The following is a 17,300-nucleotide window of genomic DNA, read 5'->3' on the forward strand; positions in this document are numbered from 1 at the left end:
TATCGGCGGGCGCAGTGCCCGAAAATGCGAAAGCCCCGAACCGCTCTCCCGGCCGGGGCTTTCTTGCATCGATTCCTTTGGCACGAGGAAGTGACGCGGTGCGCAGTATAAGGCACGCAGTCGACGAGCATGTTGATAATGTTGTCGGGATTTACATCAATTGATGCTCGATTTTTGATAATGGCGCGTGGCGTGCAGCCGCGTATCGGGCGCCTGTTCCCGGTCGTGCGCGCCGACGAATTCGGCCCGAACGCGATCGTGTGAAGTAAACTATGCGGTTACGACGCGCAGACCGGCCGAAAGCGTCGCGTTCAGCGCGACGCTTTTGCATTTCTGCGGCGACTTTACTGACGCTTCCAAACGCGAATCCCAGCCGCGCACGCGCGCGGCGATAGAGCCAACGATGTCCCGAATTTCCTTGTTTCCGCGTCGATCCCGTCTGTCGCGCGCCGTCTGCGGCGCGCTGGCGGTGCTGGCGCTCGGCGCGGCCGCCTCGACATGGGCGGCCGGCACCGGCGATGCGCCTGCGTCTGCCGTCGCATCCGGCAATCCGGCGCCGCTGACCGTGACGGTCCAGCCGGGCCAGTCCCTCAACGACATCGCGATCGCGGCGACGCAGTCGCGCGATCCCGCCGTGCTTGCGCGCGCGGGCCGAGCGCTGTTCGACGCGAACCCGCAGGCGTTCATGAAACGCGATCCGAGCCGGCTGAAAGTCGGTGCGACGCTGACGGTGCCCGCGCTCGACGCGTCGGGGGCCGCGATCGCGGCGGGCGCGTCCGCGCCGGCGACGGCATCGGCGGCATCGAGCGCCGCTGCCGCGTCGGGCGCTGCGTCGGCCGCGCAGCACGCTGCGTCGGCTGCGCACGGTGCATCGGCGGCCTCGGCGGCCGCGCCGATTCAGCATCCGGCTGCATCGGGCACCGCGCATGGCGCGAGCGCCCCGGCCGGTGCGTCGTTCGTCGCGCCGTCGTCGGACGCGGCGGCCGCGCGTGGTGCGTCCGCGGCCGATACGGCGTCCGCGGCCGCGGCGGCGGCCGGTGCGAGCGGTCCGCACATGTGGAGCGGCACGATTCAGCCGGCGCCGTCGTCGGCGAGCGACGCGACCGCGCAATCGTCCCAAACCGTGCAGCCGACATCCGGCGTGCGCGCGCCGGCCGGTGCGGCGCCTGCGGCCGCCGCGTCGCAGCCGCGGCCGTCTAGCCTGCAGCAGCTGCTTGCACTGAAAAATCGCGTGCTGATGGAGCTGCAGAAGCACGGCATCGGCAAGCCGGCCGCAACGACGGCGCCGGTTGTTCCTGCGCCGACCGCGCCCGTCACGCCGCGTGCGCCGGACGACGCCGGTGCGTCGTCGGCTGCTGCGGCATCGAGCGCGGACGCGGCGTCCGGCACGGCCGCGAGCGCGGCGTCGGCGGCGGCGCCGTCCGTGCAGGCGAGCGCGCCGGTTGTCGCGACGCCGCCGGCAAATCGCGGCGAACCGATCGACTGGCGGCCGGCTGCACTGGCCGGCGCGGCCGTCGTCGTGCTCGTGGGCGGGCTCGTGTGGCGCAAGCGCCGCAAGCATCGTCACGCCGAGGCGGTAGCGGCCGGTGCCGCGGACGACGCTTCGCCGTCGGCCGAGCAGGCACTGCCGATCGAACCGGAGACGCCGGTGTCGCGCGACGTGGTGTCGGACGTGAATTTCGCGGCCATTGCTTCGGCAGCGGCGGAGGCGGTTGCGCCGACGAACGAGGTCGCGTCGACGCCGGAAGCGGCGAAGCCTGAAGAGTCGAACCGGGAAGCCGCAAAACCGGAACCGACGAACCTGCAAGCGGCGAATCCGGAAGCGTCGAACCGGGAAGCAGCGAACCGGGAACCGACGAACTCGGAAGCGACGAATCCGGAAGCGGCGAGACCGGGAGCGGCGAATCCGGAAGCGGCGAAACCGGAAGCGGCGAGACCGGAAGCGGCGAATCCGGAAGCGGCGAATCCGGAAGCGGCGAAACCGCTAGCCTCGAACCGGGAACCGACGAGCCCGGAAGCGACGAACCCGCTCGACGACCGGCCGCAACCGTCTTCGTCCGTCGAACCGGTCCACCCGACGGACGGCGCACCGCTACCGCACGACGCGAAACCGGCCTTCGACGCCGAACCGTCCGCACCGCTCGCGTCCTCCGTCCCGGTCGCAGATGCCGCCGCGCCGTCGACTACCGATCCGCAACACGCTGCGCTGATGCAGAACGCGATCACGGCGCTCGGCAGTCTCGACATGCCGCTGCCGCCGCGCGCGGCGGGCGAGACGTCGCCATCAAGCGACGATGCGGAAGCCACCCATATCGCAACTAACGGTCAAACCGCGCCGCACCCGCCAGTTGGCGCGAACAATACGTCCACCGAACATCCGGCCGACCACGAAGACGAGCTCGAATGGGACGACGACGCGCCGCATGCCGACACGTCCGCGCGCCCGGCCGCGCCGTCGCCGCTGTCGCCGCTCGGCGGCGCGCAGTTCGGCGCGCTGAATCTCGATTTCGACCTCGACCTGCCGTCGGCGCCGGGCGCGGAGCTGCCTGCGCTGACGCCCGAGGAGCTCGCGCGCATCGCACGCAACAAGCTCGATCTGGCGGCCGAATATGTGGAACTGGGCGACCTGTCCGGCGCACGCGCGCTGCTGCAGGAAGTGGTCGACGCGAACGATGCGGCGACGCGCGACGATGCGCGCGCGATGCTCGCGAAACTGTCGGAAGACGCGTGATGCGGATCGCGCTGGGCATACAGTACGACGGCGCCGCGTTCTGCGGCTGGCAGGCGCAGCCGCACGGCAACACGGTACAGGACGCGCTCGAGCGCGCGCTTGCGGAGTTCGCGCGCGTGCCGCTGCATACGACGGTCGCGGGGCGCACCGACACGGGCGTGCACGGGCTCGGACAGGTCGTGCATTTCGACACCGAGCTCGACCGCGCGGACTTCTCGTGGGTCCGCGGCACGAACGCGTTTTTGCCGCCGACGGTCGCCGTGCAATGGGCGAAGCCGATGCCGGACGCGTTCCACGCGCGCTTCTCCGCGTTCGAGCGCACCTATTACTATGCGTTGTACGTGCATCCGGTGCGTTCGCCGATGCTCGACGGCCGCGCGGGCTGGGTCCACACGCCGCTCGACGAGGACGCGATGCGCGCCGCCGCCGCGCATCTGCTCGGCGAGCACGACTTTTCGGCGTTCCGTTCGTCGGAATGCCAGTCGAAGACGCCGGTGAAGCATTTGTACGAGATCGACATCCGCCGCGTCGGACACTTCCTGCATTTCCGGTTCCGCGCGAATGCGTTCCTGCATCATATGGTGCGCAACCTGATGGGCTGCCTCGTCGCGGTCGGACGCGGCCGCTATCCGGCCGACTGGGTCGCCGACGTGCTGGCCGGCCGCGACCGCAACCGCGCAGCGCCCACCTTCATGGCCGACGGGCTGTATCTCGCGCACGTCGGCTACCCGGCGGAATTCGCCGTCCCGCCCGCGCAGCTCGGCAGCGTGCCGTGGAGCAGCGTCTGGGCCGACCTGGACCCGCAACCATGAACGATCCCGTTTCTTCCCGCTCGCCTGTCGAATCCGCCGTGCCGCCGCGCACGCGCATCAAGCTGTGCGGGCTGTCGCGCCCGGACGACGTGCTGCATGCGGCCGCGCTCGGCGCCGATGCGATCGGCCTCGTGTTCTACGCGAAAAGTCCGCGCGCCGTGACGATCGCGCAGGCGGCCGAGCTCGCGCGGCTCGCGCCGCCGTTCGTGTCGGTGGTCGGGCTGTTCGTGAACGCGACGGCGGCCGAGATCGAAGCGGTCGTACGCGACGTGCCGCTCACGCTGCTGCAGTTCCACGGGGACGAAACGCCGGAGCAGTGCGACGCGCTCGGCCGGGCGGCGCGCCTGCCGTGGGTGCGCGCAGTGCGCGTCGGGCCCTCGACGCAGTCGGCCGATTTGGTAGAATCGTCACTTCATTACTCGAAAGCGCGCGGCCTCCTGTTCGACACACTGGTGCCGGACTACGGCGGCAGCGGCAAGGTCTTCGATTGGTCACTTATTCCCGCAGAGCTCGCGCGTCGGGCCGTTTTGAGTGGTGGCTTGAACGCGCAAAACGTCGGTGACGCGATCCGCCAGCTGCGTCCATTCGCTGTCGATGTCTCGAGCGGCATCGAAGTGGAGGACGCAAAGGGCGTGAAGGATCACGCCCGAATGGCGGCGTTCGTGCGCGCGGTGCGCGACGCGGACGCCCGGTGATGCCAGCCGGTGCGACTCCCACAGCGGGGCGCACCGACCGATCGAGAGTGACACATCATGTACAACCTTCCTGACGATCGCGGCCACTTCGGCCCGTATGGCGGCGTGTTCGTCGCCGAGACGCTGATTCACGCGCTGGACGAACTGCGCGGCGCGTACGCGAAATACCAAAACGACCCCGATTTCGTCGCCGAGTTTCAGCGCGAACTGAAGCACTTCGTCGGCCGTCCGTCGCCGATCTATCACGCGCAGCGCTGGAGCGACACGCTCGGCGGTGCGCAGATCTATCTGAAGCGCGAGGATCTGAACCACACCGGCGCGCACAAGATCAACAACGTGATCGGCCAGGCGCTGCTCGCCAAGCGCATGGGCAAGAAACGCGTGATCGCCGAGACGGGCGCCGGCCAGCACGGCGTCGCCACGGCGACGATCTGCGCGCGCTTCGGGATGGAGTGCGTCGTCTACATGGGCGCCGAGGACGTGCGCCGCCAGGCCGCGAACGTGTACCGGATGAAGCTGCTCGGCGCGACCGTCGTGCCGGTCGAATCGGGTTCGCGCACGCTGAAGGACGCGCTGAACGAGGCGATGCGCGACTGGGTCACGAACATCGAGAACACGTTCTACATCATCGGCACGGTCGCGGGCCCGCATCCGTATCCGATGATGGTGCGCGACTTCCAGCGCGTGATCGGCGACGAATGCAAGGTGCAGATGCCGGAACTCGCCGGCCGCCAGCCGGACGCGGTGATCGCCTGCGTCGGCGGCGGCTCGAACGCGATGGGCATTTTCTATCCGTACATCGACGATGCGTCGGTGCAGCTGATCGGCGTCGAAGCCGCGGGCGACGGCCTCGACACCGGCCATCACGCGGCCTCGCTGATCGCCGGCAGCCCCGGCGTGCTGCACGGCAACCGCACCTATCTGCTGCAGGACGACAACGGCCAGATCATCGAGACGCATTCGGTGTCGGCGGGCCTCGACTACCCCGGCGTCGGTCCCGAACACGCATGGCTGAAGGACAGCGGCCGCGCGCAGTACGTCGGGATCACCGACGAAGAGGCGCTGAAAGCGTTCCACGACTGCTGCCGGATCGAGGGCATCATCCCCGCGCTCGAGTCGAGCCACGCGATCGCGTATGGCGTGAAGCTCGCGCCGACGTTGCCGAAGGACAAGATCCTGCTCGTCAATCTGTCGGGCCGCGGCGACAAGGACATGCATACGGTCGCCGAGCGATCGGGCATCACGCTCTGACGGTCCGATGCGCGAACTGATCGAAGAGCCGGGCGGCGGTGCCGCGGCCGACGAACCGGCGGCGCAGGCCGCCGCCGTCGCGCCGCGCGCGCTGCCGCCCGGGATCGAACTGCACAACCGCGATTTCCTGACCGAGGCCGCACGGCTGCCCGACGCGTCGATCGACCTGATCGTCGCGGATCCGCCGTACGGGCTCGGCAAGGACTACGGCAACGACTCGGACAAGCGCTCGGGCGACGCGTTTCTCGGATGGACGCGCGAATGGCTCGAACTCGCGATTCCGAAGCTCAAGCCGAGCGGCTCGATGTACGTGTTCTGCACCTGGCAGTACGCGCCGGAGATCTTCAGTTTCCTGAAGACGAAGCTCACGATGATCAACGAGATCATCTGGGACCGCCGCGTGCCGAGCATGGGCGGCACAACGCGCCGGTTCACGTCGGTGCACGACAACATCGGCTTTTTCGCGGTCTCGAAAGCGTATTACTTCGATCTCGATCCGGTTCGCATCCCTTACGACGCCGATACGAAGAAGGCCCGCTCGCGCAAGCTGTTCGAAGGCAGCAAGTGGCTGGAGATGGGCTACAACCCGAAGGACGTCTGGTCGGTCTCGCGCCTGCACCGGCAGCACGCGGAGCGCGTCGATCATCCGACCCAGAAGCCGCTCGAAATCATCGAGCGGATGGTGCTCGCGAGCTGCCCGCCGGGCGGCCGCGTGCTCGATCCGTTCATGGGCAGCGGCACGACCGCGGTGGCCTGCGCACGGCAGGGGCGCGACTTCGTCGGCTACGAGATCAACGAAAGTTACTGCGCGATCGCGCGCGAGCGCGTGCATGCGCTCGCGGCGCAGGCGTGCGCATGACGCACGCCGCCGCATCGCCGGTCGCACACTTTGCACGGATCCGGCCGGGGCGCTGACGCGCCGCGTCCGGATCGACACAGGAAAATTGCCATGTCGCGTATTCAGCAGACCTTCGCCGCACTCGCCCAGCAGGGCCGAAAGGGCCTGATCCCGTTCATCACGGCCGGCGACCCGGATCCCGCGAAAACGGTCGAATTCATGCACGCGCTCGCCGCCGGCGGCGCGGACGTCATCGAGCTCGGCGTGCCGTTCTCGGACCCGATGGCCGACGGCCCGGTGATCCAGCGCTCGTCGGAACGCGCGCTCGCGCGCGGCGTCACGCTCAAGCACGTGCTCGCCGACGTCAAGCGCTTTCGCGAGACCAACCAGACGACGCCTGTCGTGCTGATGGGCTATGCGAATCCGGTCGAGCGGCACGGCGTCGACGCGTTCGCGGCCGACGCGCGCGCGGCGGGTGTCGACGGCGTGCTCGTCGTCGACTATCCGCCCGAAGAAGCGGCCGCGTTCGCCGAGAAAATGCGTGCGGCCGGCATCGATCCGATCTTCCTGCTCGCGCCGACGTCGACCGACGCGCGCATCGCGGAAGTGGGCAAGATCGCGAGCGGCTACGTGTACTACGTGTCGCTGAAGGGCGTGACCGGTGCCGGAAATCTGGATGTTTCGAGCATTGCGGGTAAAATCCCGGCCATCAAGTCGCGCGTGCCGGTTCCGGTGGGCGTCGGCTTCGGCATCCGCGACGCCGAAACGGCACGTGCGGTGGCCGAGGTGTCGGACGCCGTCGTGATCGGCAGCCGCCTCGTTCAGCTGCTCGAAAGCGCTGCGCCGGAAGGTGCCGTCGCCGCGCTGCAGGCCTTCATTGCAGAGCTGCGCGCCGCGCTGGACGGCGCGGCGAAGACGGCGCGATAACCAACAACACAGGAAGCGGAGCGGGCCGCACGGCCCGTCCCGCCACGGAACAGGAAACCATACGATGAGCTGGCTCGACAAACTGTTGCCGCCGAAGATCAAGCAGACGGACCCGAAAAGCCGCAAGGGCATTCCGGAAGGCCTGTGGGTCAAGTGCCCGTCCTGCGAGGCCGTGCTGTACCGCAACGACGTGGACGCGAATCTGCACGTCTGCCCGAAGTGCGATCACCACATGCGCATCGGTGCACGCGAGCGTCTCGATGCGCTGCTCGATCCGGAAGGCCGCTACGAGATCGGCCAGGAAATCGTGCCGGTCGACTCGCTGAAGTTCAAGGACAGCCGCAAGTACCCCGACCGTCTGAAGGAAGCGATGGACGAAACGGGCGAAACCGACGCGATGGTCGTGATGGGCGGTGCGATCCACACGCTGCCTGTCGTCGCCGCATGCTTCGAGTTCTCGTTCATGGGCGGCTCGATGGGTTCGGTCGTCGGCGAACGCTTCGCGCGCGGCGCGCAGAATGCGCTCGAACAGCACGTGCCGTTCATCTGCTTTACCGCATCGGGCGGCGCGCGGATGCAGGAAAGCCTGCTGTCGCTGATGCAGATGGCCAAGACCACCGCGATGCTGACCAAGCTGTCCGAAGCGAAGCTGCCGTTCATTTCGGTGCTGACCGATCCGACGATGGGCGGCGTGTCGGCGAGCTTCGCATTCCTCGGCGACGTCGTGATCGCCGAGCCGAAGGCGCTGATCGGCTTTGCGGGCCCGCGCGTGATCGAGCAGACGGTTCGCGAGAAGCTGCCGGAAGGCTTCCAGCGCGCCGAGTTCCTGCTGAAGACGGGCGCGATCGACATGATCGTCGACCGGCGCAAGATGCGCGACGAGATCGCGCAACTGCTCGCGCTGCTGCAGCGACAACCGGCCGACGCGCTCGCCTGAGCGCAGCGCCCGGCATGAACCGCGCGCGTCGCCCGACCGGTCCGTCGGGCGGCGCGCTTCGTTTTTCGGCGTAGTGACGGTACCGATCCAGATTTGATCCGATGAGCACTTTTCCCACCCTCGACGCGTGGCTCTCGCACCTCGAGCGCGCACACCCGGTCGGCATCGACATGGGCCTCACCCGCATCGGGCAGGTCAAGGCGGCGCTGAAACTCGAATTCGCGTGTCCGGTGATCACGGTCGGCGGCACGAACGGCAAGGGGTCGACGTGCGCGTTCCTCGAGACGATCCTCGTGCGCGCGGGCTATAAGGTCGGCTGCCATACGTCGCCGCATCTGCTCGAATTCAACGAACGCGCGCGCGTGAACGGCGAGGTCGTCAGCGACGCGGAACTGCTGCCGCATTTCGAGGCCGTCGAAGCCGCGCGCACGTCGCTGCCGGAGCCCGTCTCGCTCACGTATTTCGAATTCACGACGCTCGCGATCCTGCATCTGTTCGCGTCGCGCGGGCTCGATGCGGTGATCCTCGAAGTCGGCCTCGGCGGCCGCCTCGATGCGGTCAACATCATCGACACCGACTGCGCGATCGTCACGAGCATCGACATCGACCACACCGAATATCTCGGCGACACGCGCGAGAAGATCGCGTTCGAGAAGGCCGGAATCTTCCGTCCGGGCAAGCCGGCGATCTGCGGCGATCCCGCTGCGCCGCAGACGCTCGTCGATCACGCGGCCGCGATCGGCGCCGATCTGTGGCTCGTCGGCCGCGATTTCCGCTACGAGGCGCAGCCGGGCGCGGAGCGCCAGCAGTGGAGCTACATCGGCCGCGACAAGCGCTATCCGGCGCTCGCGTATCCGGCACTGCGCGGCGCGAATCAGCTGATCAACGCGTCCGCGGCGCTGGCCGCGCTCGAGGCGTTGCGTCCGCAACTGCCGGTGTCCGCGCAGGACATCCGGCTCGGCCTCGCGAACGTCGAGCTGCCCGGTCGCTTCCAGGTGCTGCCCGGCAAGCCGGCGATCGTGCTCGACGTCGCGCACAACCCGCATGCGGCGGCCGTGCTCGAGCAGAACCTCGGCAACATGGGCTTCTTTCCGTACACGTACGCGGTGTTCGGGGCCATGCACGACAAGGACATCGACGGCGTGCTGCGTCACCTGAAGGGCGAGATCGACCACTGGTGCGTGACGGATCTGCCGCTGCCGCGCGCGGCCAGCGCGGAGCAGCTCGAAGCGGCGCTGCGCAATGCCGGCGTGCAGGACGGGCCCGATTCGAGCGTCACGCGCTACGCGTCGCCGGCCGACGCGTTTAGCGATGCGCTAAAAAGAGCATCCGAGAATGATAGAATCGTGGTTTTCGGCAGTTTCCATACGGTTGCCGGCGTGATGGCCTACCGTAAATCGCAGCAACACTGACTGACGGGCAGTTTCGGACTCAGCCATTCATGGGAATTTTCTCGTTCGGCAAGAAAGACGACGACGCGCCCACCCGGCGCGGCGGTCGTACCGGGGCCTCCCGGACCGTGCGCACCGAGCGCACTGAACGCGTCGAGCGACGCTCGCGCCGCACCGAGCGTCCGGAATCGGACGCACTGCTCCTCGATCCGACCCTTCCAGAAAAGCAACGCGCGCGCCGTCGTCTCGTGGGCGCGATCGCCCTCGTCGTCGCGGCGGTGATCGTGCTGCCGATGGTGCTCGATTCGCATCCGAAGCCGGTCACCGACGACATCGCGATCGACATTCCGAACCGGCCCGCGCATCAGCCGGCCGCGTCGCGCGACGACGATGCGGCCGACGTGCAGGCCGGCGTCGCGCACGACGAGCCGCCGGCGTCCGAGGCCGTTGCGGCTGCACCGGCCCCTGCGCCGAAAGCGGCTGCGAAACCGGCCCCGAAACCCGATACGACCGCGACGGCGAGCGTGACGCCGCCGAAGGCCGCGGCACCGGCCGCGCCTAAGCCGGCCGCGCCTAAGCCGGCGCCGGTCGCGAGCGCCGAGGCGGCGGGTGCCGACACGAGCGACGCGTCGTCGCCGTCGTCGCCGGCCGGCGCGCGCTTCGCGGTGCAGCTCGGCTCGTTCAAGGACGACGCGACCGCCCGTTCGTGGGCGACGAAATTGAAATCGGCGGGCGTGCCCGCATATGTCGAGCGTCGCAAGCAGGCGGACGGCAGCACGGCTACACTGTTGCGTGCGGGTCCGTTTGCGGATCGCGCGGCCGCGTCCGCCGCGATCGCGAAGGTGCGCGAAGCCGGGCTGACGCAGTAGCGCACGATGCTGACGGCTTTCGACTACGCTGTATTGGCGGTGATCGCGTTGTCGGCGTTGCGCGGTGCGTGGCGCGGCTTCGTGTCGGAGATTTTCGGGCTGATCGGCTGGATCGCGGCGATCGTGATCGCGAGCCGCTACGTCGGGCTGGTCGTCCCGTATATCCCGGCGAACTGGCCGGGCGGCGCGCTGACGCAGTGGGTGATCGCGTTTGCGCTGCTGGTGATCGGCGTCGTGCTCGTCGCGGGCGTCGCGAACGCGCTGCTGTCGCGGATCGCGCAGGCGACCGGCCTCGGCGGCGTCGATCGCTCGTTGGGCATGATGTTCGGCCTCGTGCGCGGCTGCGTGCTGGTGGTGTTGCTGGTCGCGGCGGCCGGGCTGACCGAGTTGCCCAAACAGGATTTCTGGCGCAATGCGCTATTGCGTCCGATTGCCGAGCAGGGCGTGCACGAGCTGAAGCAGCTCCTGCCCGACGGCATGGCCCAGTACGTGCGCGTGTGAGCGTACGCACGGGGCAGGACGGAACCGATTTTGTCATTCTGAAGGACATGCCATGTGCGGCATCGTAGGCGTTATCTCCCAATCCCCGGTCAACCAGCTGATCTATGACAGCCTGCTGCTGCTGCAGCATCGCGGTCAGGACGCGGCAGGCATCGCGACGGCGGACGGCAGCAATTTCCACATGTACAAGGCGAACGGCATGGTGCGCGACGTGTTCCGCACGCGCAACATGCGCAGCCTGCCCGGCACGTTCGGGATCGGCCAGGTCCGCTATCCGACGGCCGGTTCCGCATCGAGCGAAGCCGAGGCGCAGCCGTTCTACGTGAACGCACCGTTCGGGATCATCCTCGCGCACAACGGCAACCTGACGAACTGGCAACAGCTGAAGGACGAGATGTTCCGGATCGACCGCCGGCACATCAACACCAATTCCGACAGTGAGGTGCTGCTCAACGTGTTCGCGCACGAGCTGCAGCTCTCGACGACGGGCCTCGAGCTCGATCCGGCCGCGCTGTTCAAGGCGGTCGCGGGCGTGCACCGCCGCGTGCACGGCTCGTATGCGATCGTCTCGCTGATCGCCGGCTACGGTCTGCTCGCGTTCCGCGATCCGTTCGGCATCCGCCCGCTCTGCATCGGCAAGCTCGAGACCGAGCACGGCACCGAATGGATGGTCGCGTCGGAATCGGTCGCGGTCGAAGGCATCGGCTTCGAGTTCGTGCGCGACGTGCTGCCGGGCGAAGCGATCTTCATCGACCAGGCGGGCAACTTCCACAGCCAGCAGTGCGCGGACAATCCGACGCTGAATCCGTGCATGTTCGAGTACGTCTATCTCGCGCGTCCGGACTCGTGCCTCGACGGCGTGCCCGTCTACAACGTGCGCCTGCGCATGGGCGACTATCTCGCCGAGAAGATCAAGCGCGAGCTGCCGAACGTGCCGATCGACGTCGTGATGCCGATTCCCGATTCGTCGCGCCCGGCCGCGATGCAGGTCGCCGCGAAGCTCGGCGTCGAGTATCGCGAAGGCTTCTTCAAGAACCGCTACGTCGGCCGCACGTTCATCATGCCGGGGCAGGCGGTGCGCAAGAAGTCGGTGCGCCAGAAGCTCAACGCGATGAGCATCGAGTTCAAGGACAAAAACGTGCTGATCGTCGACGATTCGATCGTGCGCGGCACGACATCGCACGAGATCGTGCAGATGGCGCGCGATGCGGGCGCGAAGTCGGTGATTTTCGCGTCGGCGGCGCCGCCCGTGAAATTCCCGAACGTGTACGGCATCGACATGCCGACGCGCGGCGAACTCGTCGCGCACGGCCGCAGCGACGAGGAAGTCGCGAAGATCATCGGCGCCGATCATCTGATCTATCAGGACGTCGACGATCTGCGCCGCGCGGTGCGCGACATCAACCCGAAGCTCGAGCGCTTCGAGGCGTCGTGCTTCGACGGCAACTACATCACCGGCGACGTGACGCCCGAGTATCTCGATGCGATCGAGCGCGCGCGCCTGACGCCCGCATCGCAGGCCGACCGCGACACGGCGAGCGATACCGCACGGTCGCAGATGAACCTGCAGCTGTCGGTCGAGTGATTGCCGGCGCACGCTTGTGCCGAAGCGTGCTAGGATGTGGCCTTGCGTCGATTTGATTTCAGCTTGCGGACGCGGGGCTTCTTCCCAAAACAGCTAAAGCGAAGGCCGGCGGCAGCCGGCCCGAGTCGATCGCTGTCGTACCGCACCGAAGCCCGCTGATGCAGACGCATGGCGGGCTTTTTGTTTGGCCTGGCTCGCGCGCACGCGCGGCCATCGAATACGGAAAACGGACATGGACGACTCCCTCAACTTCGACACGCTCGCCGTGCGCGCGGGCACGCTGCGCACCGATTTCAACGAGCATTCGGAAGCGCTGTTCCTGACCTCGAGCTTCTGCTTCAAGAACGCGGCCGAAGCGGCCGAGCGCTTCGCGAATTCGGAAGACTACTTCACCTATTCGCGCTTCACGAACCCGACCGTCACGATGTTCCAGGAACGCCTGGCCGCGCTCGAAGGCGGCGAGGCGTGCATCGCGACCGCGTCCGGGATGGCGGCGATCATGTCGGTCGTGATGGCCGCGCTGCAGGCGGGCGATCACCTCGTCAGCTCGCGCAGCCTGTTCGGCTCGACGCTCGGCATGTTCTCGCAGATCTTCAGCAAGTTCGGCATCACGACGACCTTCGTCGATCCGACCGATCTGAACGCATGGAAGGAAGCGGTGCGTCCGGAGACGAAGATGTTCTTCCTCGAGACGCCGTCGAATCCGCTGACCGAACTCGCCGACATCGAGGCGATCGGCAAGATCGCCAAGGACGCGAACGCGCTGTTCGTCGTCGACAACTGTTTCTGCAGCCCCGTGCTGCAGCAGCCGCTGAAGCTCGGCGCGGACGTCGTCATGCATTCGGCGACGAAATTCCTCGACGGGCAGGGCCGCGTGCTCGGCGGCGCGCTGGTCGGCTCGAAGGCATTCATCATGGGCAAGGTGTTTCCGTTCGTGCGCAGCGCGGGCCCGACGCTGTCCGCGTTCAACGCGTGGGTGCTGCTGAAGGGGATGGAAACGCTGTCGCTGCGCGTCGAGAAGCAGTCGGCGAACGCGCTCGAGATCGCGCGCTGGCTCGATTCGCACCCGGCCGTCGCGCGCGTGTTCTATCCGGGCCTCGAATCGCATCCGCAGCATGAACTCGCGAAGCGCCAGCAGAAGGCCGGCGGCGCGATCGTCTCGTTCGAGCTGAAGGGCGACACGCCCGAACAGCAGCGCGCGAACGCATGGCGCGTGATCGACAACACGAAGCTGATTTCGATCACGGGCAACCTCGGCGATACGCGCACGACGATCACGCATCCGGCGACGACGACCCATGCGCGCATCACGCCCGAAGCGCGCGCGGCGGCGGGGATTACCGAAGGGCTGATCCGGCTCGCGGTCGGCCTCGAGAACGCGGGCGACCTGCGCAACGATCTCGCGCGCGGCCTCGAAGGCTGAACGCGGCGGCCCGGCGCGTTCGTTTATTGCGGGGTCGGTTGCGGCCGCGCGGCGCAGCGGCCGCTTGTCAGTCGAGGCGAGCCGGCGCGCCGGCCTGCGCGTCGCGCATCGCGTCGTACATCCATCGCAGCGTCTCCTCGAGCGGCGTGACGGGCAGCTCGCCGATCGCGCGCCGCAGCTTGTCGCGCGATCCGCTCAGGTGCTTCACTTCGTTGTGCCGCACGAAACGCGGATCGACCGTCACGTCGATCACGTAGCCGGCGATCCGCGACAGCATCGCCAGCACTTCCTTCAGCGAATACGCGCGCTCCGAGCAGACGTTGAACGTGTCGCCGGCCGGTGCGGCTTCGATGAGCCGCAGATACGCGGCCGTCACGTCGCGCACGTCGGAGAAGTCGCGGCTCACGTCGAGGTTGCCGAGCGAGATGCGCGGCGCGTTGCGCGCATAGTGCGCGACGAGCTTCGGCAGCAGATACGCTTCGCTCTGGCCGACGCCCGTGTAGTTGAACGGGCGCGCGATGACGATCGGCAGCCGGTCGGCCCACAGCTTCGCCGCGTATTCCATCGCGAGCTTGCTGACCGCGTAGTCGTTCGCGGGCGCGGGCGGCGCGGTTTCGTCGAGCACGCCGGCCGTCGCGTTGCCGTAGATGTTGGCGCTGCTCGCGAGCAGCACCGCCGACGGCCGGCGATCGAGGCCGGCCAGCGCGGCGAGCAGGTTGCGCGTGCCCATGATGTTGACCGCGTACGTCTGCGACGGCTCGTCGTTCGCGACATGCGCGCGCGCAGCGAGATGCACGACGGCATCGGGCCGCGCGTCGGCGGCGGCCGCACGCACCGCGTCGGCGTCGAGCAGGTCGACGCTCAGCAGCGTGCAACGCGCGAGCGCCGGATCGTCCGGGCGTGGCGCGCCCGGTGCGACCGTGCCCCAGACTTCGTAGCCGGCGCCTTCGAGGCGTTGTGCGATGTAGCGGCCCGTGAAGCCCGTCAGGCCGGTGACGAACGCGCGGCGCGGCGCCGCGCGTCCGGCATCAGAACGTGTCATGGTGGGTGTTCCGCGTCAAATCCGCTTCGACCATCATCTGGCACAGTTGTTCGAGCGTCGTCTTCGGCACCCAGCCGAGCTTGCTTTTCGCCTTGTCGGCGCAGCCGATCAGCAGATCGACTTCGGCCGGCCGATAGAACTTCGGATTCACTTCGACGAGCACGTCGCCGGTCGCCGCGTCGAGGCCGCGCTCCTGTTCGCCCTTGCCGGTCCATTCGATCTGATAGCCGGCAGCAGCGAACGCCATCCGCACGAAGTCGCGCACGGTTTCGGTGCGGTTCGTCGCGAGCACGTAGGTGTCCGGCTCGTCCGCCTGCAGCATCCGCCACATGCCTTCGACGTATTCGAGCGCGAAGCCCCAGTCGCGCTTCGCATCGAGATTGCCGAGCTCGAGCCGCTTCGCTTTGCCGAGCCGGATCTTCGCGACCGTATCGGTGATCTTGCGCGTGACGAACTCGCGGCCGCGCAGCGGCGACTCGTGATTGAACAGGATGCCGCTGCAGCCGAACAGGCCGTACGATTCGCGATAGTTGACGGTCGTCCAGTGCGCGAACAGCTTCGCGACGCCGTACGGGCTGCGCGGATAGAACGCGGTCGTTTCCGTTTGCGGAATCGACTGCACCTTGCCGAACATTTCCGACGTCGATGCCTGATAGAAGCGCGTGCGCGGGCTCACGACGCGAATCGCCTCGAGCAGGTTCAGCGTGCCGAGGCCCGTGACTTCGGCGGTCGTCGACGGCTGGTCGAACGACACGCCGACGAAGCTTTGCGCAGCCAGGTTGTACAGTTCGTCGGGCTGCGTGCGCTCGAGCAGCCGCAGGCTCGAACCGGCGTCGGTCAGATCGTGTTCGACGAGCGTCAGATTCGGATGCGTGTCGACGCCGAGCTCGGCGATCCGCCAGAAGTTCACCGAGCTGGTGCGGCGGTAGGTGCCGGTGACCTGATAGCCCTTGTCGAGCAGCAGCTTGGTCAGGTAGGCGCCGTCCTGCCCCGTGATCCCCGTGATGATGGCCTTGCGAGTGTGGCTCATGGCGATGTCCTGGTAGAAACGATGGAAGATGAAAATCAGGCGGTCGTGCGTGCCGCGGCGGGCAGCGCGCGGCGTGCGGGGCCGCGCGTCAGGCGGCGCTCGAAGCCGTACCAGCTCAGCGTCGCGTAGGCGAGGGTGATCGCAAGTGCGAGCGCGGCCGTCACGAAGCGGTTCAGATGCAGCGGCCACAGCGCGTACAGCACGCTGAGGTGAATCAGATACACGGTGTAGCTGACGGTGCCGATATAGACGAGCACCGGGTTCGTCAGCACGCGCTGGACGAGCCCGCGCCCGCGAAGTGCGATCACGACGATCGACGTGCACAGCAGCAGCGAGATGCTGTAGAGCGCGGCGTTCGACAGCGGCGTATTGGCCGCGCGGAAACGCGGAAACGACAAGTGCAGCGCGCCGAGAATCGCGAGCGCGACGAGTGCGCCGACGATCGCGAGCGGATAGAACGGCTCCAGCGCGCGACGGTCGCGGCGCAGCACGATCGCGAGCAGCGCACCGGCGGCGAGCAGGTCCATGCGGAACGGCGTCAGGTAGTAGATCGGCCAGAACGAGTCGAACCACGGCGTCGCGATGGCGCGCAACACCGGCGCGACGACGATCAGCGCGGCGGCGACCCACAGCAGCACGCGTTCCGAACACCACAGCACGACGAACGGCCAGAAGATGTAGAACTGCTCCTCGACCGCGAGCGACCACAGCACGTTCAGGCTGTCGTGGCCGATGCTGCCGAGCGACAGCCCGATGTTCGTCGAGAAGAACGCGTACCACGGCCAGTGCGGCAGCCAGGTCGCGCCGAACAGCAGCGTCGACACGATCAGCAGCAGCACGTAGGGCGGCAGGATCCGGCGCACGCGGCGCGCATAGAAGTGGCTGAAGTACGACTGTCCGCGTGCCTTGCGTTCGAGCAGGATGCCGGTGATCAGCAGCCCGCTCAGCACGAAGAACAAATCGACACCCATCCACAGCGGCGCCTTCAGCGCGTGCTGCAGGAACACCGCGCCGACGGCGATCGCGCGCAGCCCGTCGAGCTGGACGATGCGGCCGTGCTGCGGCGGTGCGAGTTCGGCGGTGCGCGTCGGGCCCGTCATCGCGCCGCCCCTTCGCGACGCGCGTGCCATGTTGTCGGCGTCGCGCGTCCTGCATTCGATGCGTGAACGTAATGCATGCCTTTTAAGTGGAATATCGAATCGAAACCGATTCTAGGGAAAAGAAATCGGCAAAAAAACGCATGTCATTTATTCAACGGCGGGCATTCG

At 67.7% G+C, this 17,300-nt stretch carries 15 protein-coding genes; 12 read left to right on the top strand and 3 right to left on the bottom strand.

Going from position 1 to position 17,300, the window contains the following annotated elements; all coding sequences use genetic code 11:
* The first annotated feature begins 403 nt into the window (after nt 1–403).
* The 12 genes from NP80_RS06055 to NP80_RS06110 all read left to right on the top strand — a co-directional run bounded on the left by NP80_RS06055 (nt 404) and on the right by NP80_RS06110 (nt 13,960).
* The gene (locus NP80_RS06055; RefSeq protein WP_045593217.1) at nt 404–2,731 is read left to right on the top strand and encodes a FimV/HubP family polar landmark protein; all 2,328 of its coding nucleotides are present in this window, start codon (nt 404–406) and stop codon (nt 2,729–2,731) included.
* On the top strand, nt 2,731–3,543 hold the full coding sequence (gene truA / locus NP80_RS06060; RefSeq protein WP_035948243.1) for a tRNA pseudouridine(38-40) synthase TruA: 813 nt from the start codon (nt 2,731–2,733) through the stop codon (nt 3,541–3,543). Before NP80_RS06055 ends, truA begins: the two co-directional genes overlap by 1 nt.
* Nucleotides 3,540–4,238: a phosphoribosylanthranilate isomerase gene (locus NP80_RS06065; protein ID WP_006411855.1), complete on the top strand. Its 699-nt coding sequence runs from the start codon at nt 3,540–3,542 to the stop codon at nt 4,236–4,238. The genes truA and NP80_RS06065 overlap by 4 nt, the downstream gene beginning before the upstream one ends.
* Before the next feature lie 57 nt (nt 4,239–4,295).
* Complete coding sequence (gene trpB / locus NP80_RS06070) at nt 4,296–5,489, top strand: tryptophan synthase subunit beta (protein ID WP_006399587.1); 1,194 nt, start codon at nt 4,296–4,298, stop codon at nt 5,487–5,489.
* Nucleotides 5,490–5,496: 7 nt separating this feature from the next.
* On the top strand, nt 5,497–6,348 hold the full coding sequence (locus tag NP80_RS06075; protein ID WP_006404015.1) for a DNA-methyltransferase: 852 nt from the start codon (nt 5,497–5,499) through the stop codon (nt 6,346–6,348).
* A 90-nt stretch (nt 6,349–6,438) separates the two neighbouring features.
* Nucleotides 6,439–7,254, top strand: a complete 816-nt coding sequence (gene trpA, locus NP80_RS06080; RefSeq protein WP_006404014.1) for a tryptophan synthase subunit alpha — start codon at nt 6,439–6,441, stop codon at nt 7,252–7,254.
* A gap of 64 nt (nt 7,255–7,318) precedes the next feature.
* Complete coding sequence (gene accD, locus NP80_RS06085; RefSeq protein WP_006399590.1) at nt 7,319–8,191, top strand: acetyl-CoA carboxylase, carboxyltransferase subunit beta; 873 nt, start codon at nt 7,319–7,321, stop codon at nt 8,189–8,191.
* Between the two features lie 101 nt (nt 8,192–8,292).
* Nucleotides 8,293–9,603, top strand: a complete 1,311-nt coding sequence (gene folC, locus NP80_RS06090) for a bifunctional tetrahydrofolate synthase/dihydrofolate synthase (RefSeq protein ID WP_006404013.1) — start codon at nt 8,293–8,295, stop codon at nt 9,601–9,603.
* A 29-nt stretch (nt 9,604–9,632) separates the two neighbouring features.
* Nucleotides 9,633–10,451: an SPOR domain-containing protein gene (locus tag NP80_RS06095; protein WP_006404012.1), complete on the top strand. Its 819-nt coding sequence runs from the start codon at nt 9,633–9,635 to the stop codon at nt 10,449–10,451.
* Between the two features lie 6 nt (nt 10,452–10,457).
* Complete coding sequence (locus tag NP80_RS06100) at nt 10,458–10,952, top strand: CvpA family protein (RefSeq protein WP_006399594.1); 495 nt, start codon at nt 10,458–10,460, stop codon at nt 10,950–10,952.
* A 52-nt stretch (nt 10,953–11,004) separates the two neighbouring features.
* Entirely contained in the window at nt 11,005–12,537 is a 1,533-nt protein-coding gene (gene purF / locus NP80_RS06105; protein ID WP_006399595.1) for an amidophosphoribosyltransferase, read from the top strand.
* Nucleotides 12,538–12,769: 232 nt separating this feature from the next.
* Nucleotides 12,770–13,960 (top strand): O-succinylhomoserine sulfhydrylase, encoded by a 1,191-nt coding sequence (locus NP80_RS06110; protein ID WP_006404010.1) that lies wholly within the window; start codon nt 12,770–12,772, stop codon nt 13,958–13,960.
* Between the two features lie 67 nt (nt 13,961–14,027).
* On the opposite strand, the gene NP80_RS06115 is transcribed toward NP80_RS06110, so the two are convergent.
* The 3 genes from NP80_RS06115 to NP80_RS06125 are packed head-to-tail and all read right to left on the bottom strand — an operon-like array spanning nt 14,028 to nt 17,132.
* Complete coding sequence (locus NP80_RS06115; protein WP_006409189.1) at nt 14,028–15,002, bottom strand: NAD-dependent epimerase/dehydratase family protein; 975 nt, start codon at nt 15,000–15,002, stop codon at nt 14,028–14,030.
* Complete coding sequence (gene gmd / locus NP80_RS06120) at nt 14,989–16,032, bottom strand: GDP-mannose 4,6-dehydratase (RefSeq protein WP_006399600.1); 1,044 nt, start codon at nt 16,030–16,032, stop codon at nt 14,989–14,991. The genes NP80_RS06115 and gmd overlap by 14 nt, the downstream gene beginning before the upstream one ends.
* 35 nt (nt 16,033–16,067) lie before the next feature.
* The gene (locus NP80_RS06125) at nt 16,068–17,132 is read right to left on the bottom strand and encodes an acyltransferase family protein (protein WP_006417205.1); all 1,065 of its coding nucleotides are present in this window, start codon (nt 17,130–17,132) and stop codon (nt 16,068–16,070) included.
* Between the last annotated feature and the right edge of the window lie 168 nt (nt 17,133–17,300).

The sequence above is a fragment of the Burkholderia multivorans ATCC BAA-247 genome (genome assembly GCF_000959525.1).
Classification (GTDB): domain Bacteria; phylum Pseudomonadota; class Gammaproteobacteria; order Burkholderiales; family Burkholderiaceae; genus Burkholderia; species Burkholderia multivorans.

Bases quoted from the DNA above. Each gene is read 5' to 3' on its own strand.
- NP80_RS06055 (WP_045593217.1), top strand. From the start codon at position 404: ATGTCCCGAATTTCCTTGTTTCCGCGTCGATCCCGTCTGTCGCGCGCC.
- truA (WP_035948243.1), top strand. From the start codon at position 2,731: ATGCGGATCGCGCTGGGCATACAGTACGACGGCGCCGCGTTCTGCGGC.
- NP80_RS06065 (WP_006411855.1), top strand. From the start codon at position 3,540: ATGAACGATCCCGTTTCTTCCCGCTCGCCTGTCGAATCCGCCGTGCCG.
- trpB (WP_006399587.1), top strand. From the start codon at position 4,296: ATGTACAACCTTCCTGACGATCGCGGCCACTTCGGCCCGTATGGCGGC.
- NP80_RS06075 (WP_006404015.1), top strand. From the start codon at position 5,497: ATGCGCGAACTGATCGAAGAGCCGGGCGGCGGTGCCGCGGCCGACGAA.
- trpA (WP_006404014.1), top strand. From the start codon at position 6,439: ATGTCGCGTATTCAGCAGACCTTCGCCGCACTCGCCCAGCAGGGCCGA.
- accD (WP_006399590.1), top strand. From the start codon at position 7,319: ATGAGCTGGCTCGACAAACTGTTGCCGCCGAAGATCAAGCAGACGGAC.
- folC (WP_006404013.1), top strand. From the start codon at position 8,293: ATGAGCACTTTTCCCACCCTCGACGCGTGGCTCTCGCACCTCGAGCGC.
- NP80_RS06095 (WP_006404012.1), top strand. From the start codon at position 9,633: ATGGGAATTTTCTCGTTCGGCAAGAAAGACGACGACGCGCCCACCCGG.
- NP80_RS06100 (WP_006399594.1), top strand. From the start codon at position 10,458: ATGCTGACGGCTTTCGACTACGCTGTATTGGCGGTGATCGCGTTGTCG.
- purF (WP_006399595.1), top strand. From the start codon at position 11,005: ATGTGCGGCATCGTAGGCGTTATCTCCCAATCCCCGGTCAACCAGCTG.
- NP80_RS06110 (WP_006404010.1), top strand. From the start codon at position 12,770: ATGGACGACTCCCTCAACTTCGACACGCTCGCCGTGCGCGCGGGCACG.
- NP80_RS06115 (WP_006409189.1), bottom strand. From the start codon at position 15,002: ATGACACGTTCTGATGCCGGACGCGCGGCGCCGCGCCGCGCGTTCGTC.
- gmd (WP_006399600.1), bottom strand. From the start codon at position 16,032: ATGAGCCACACTCGCAAGGCCATCATCACGGGGATCACGGGGCAGGAC.
- NP80_RS06125 (WP_006417205.1), bottom strand. From the start codon at position 17,132: ATGACGGGCCCGACGCGCACCGCCGAACTCGCACCGCCGCAGCACGGC.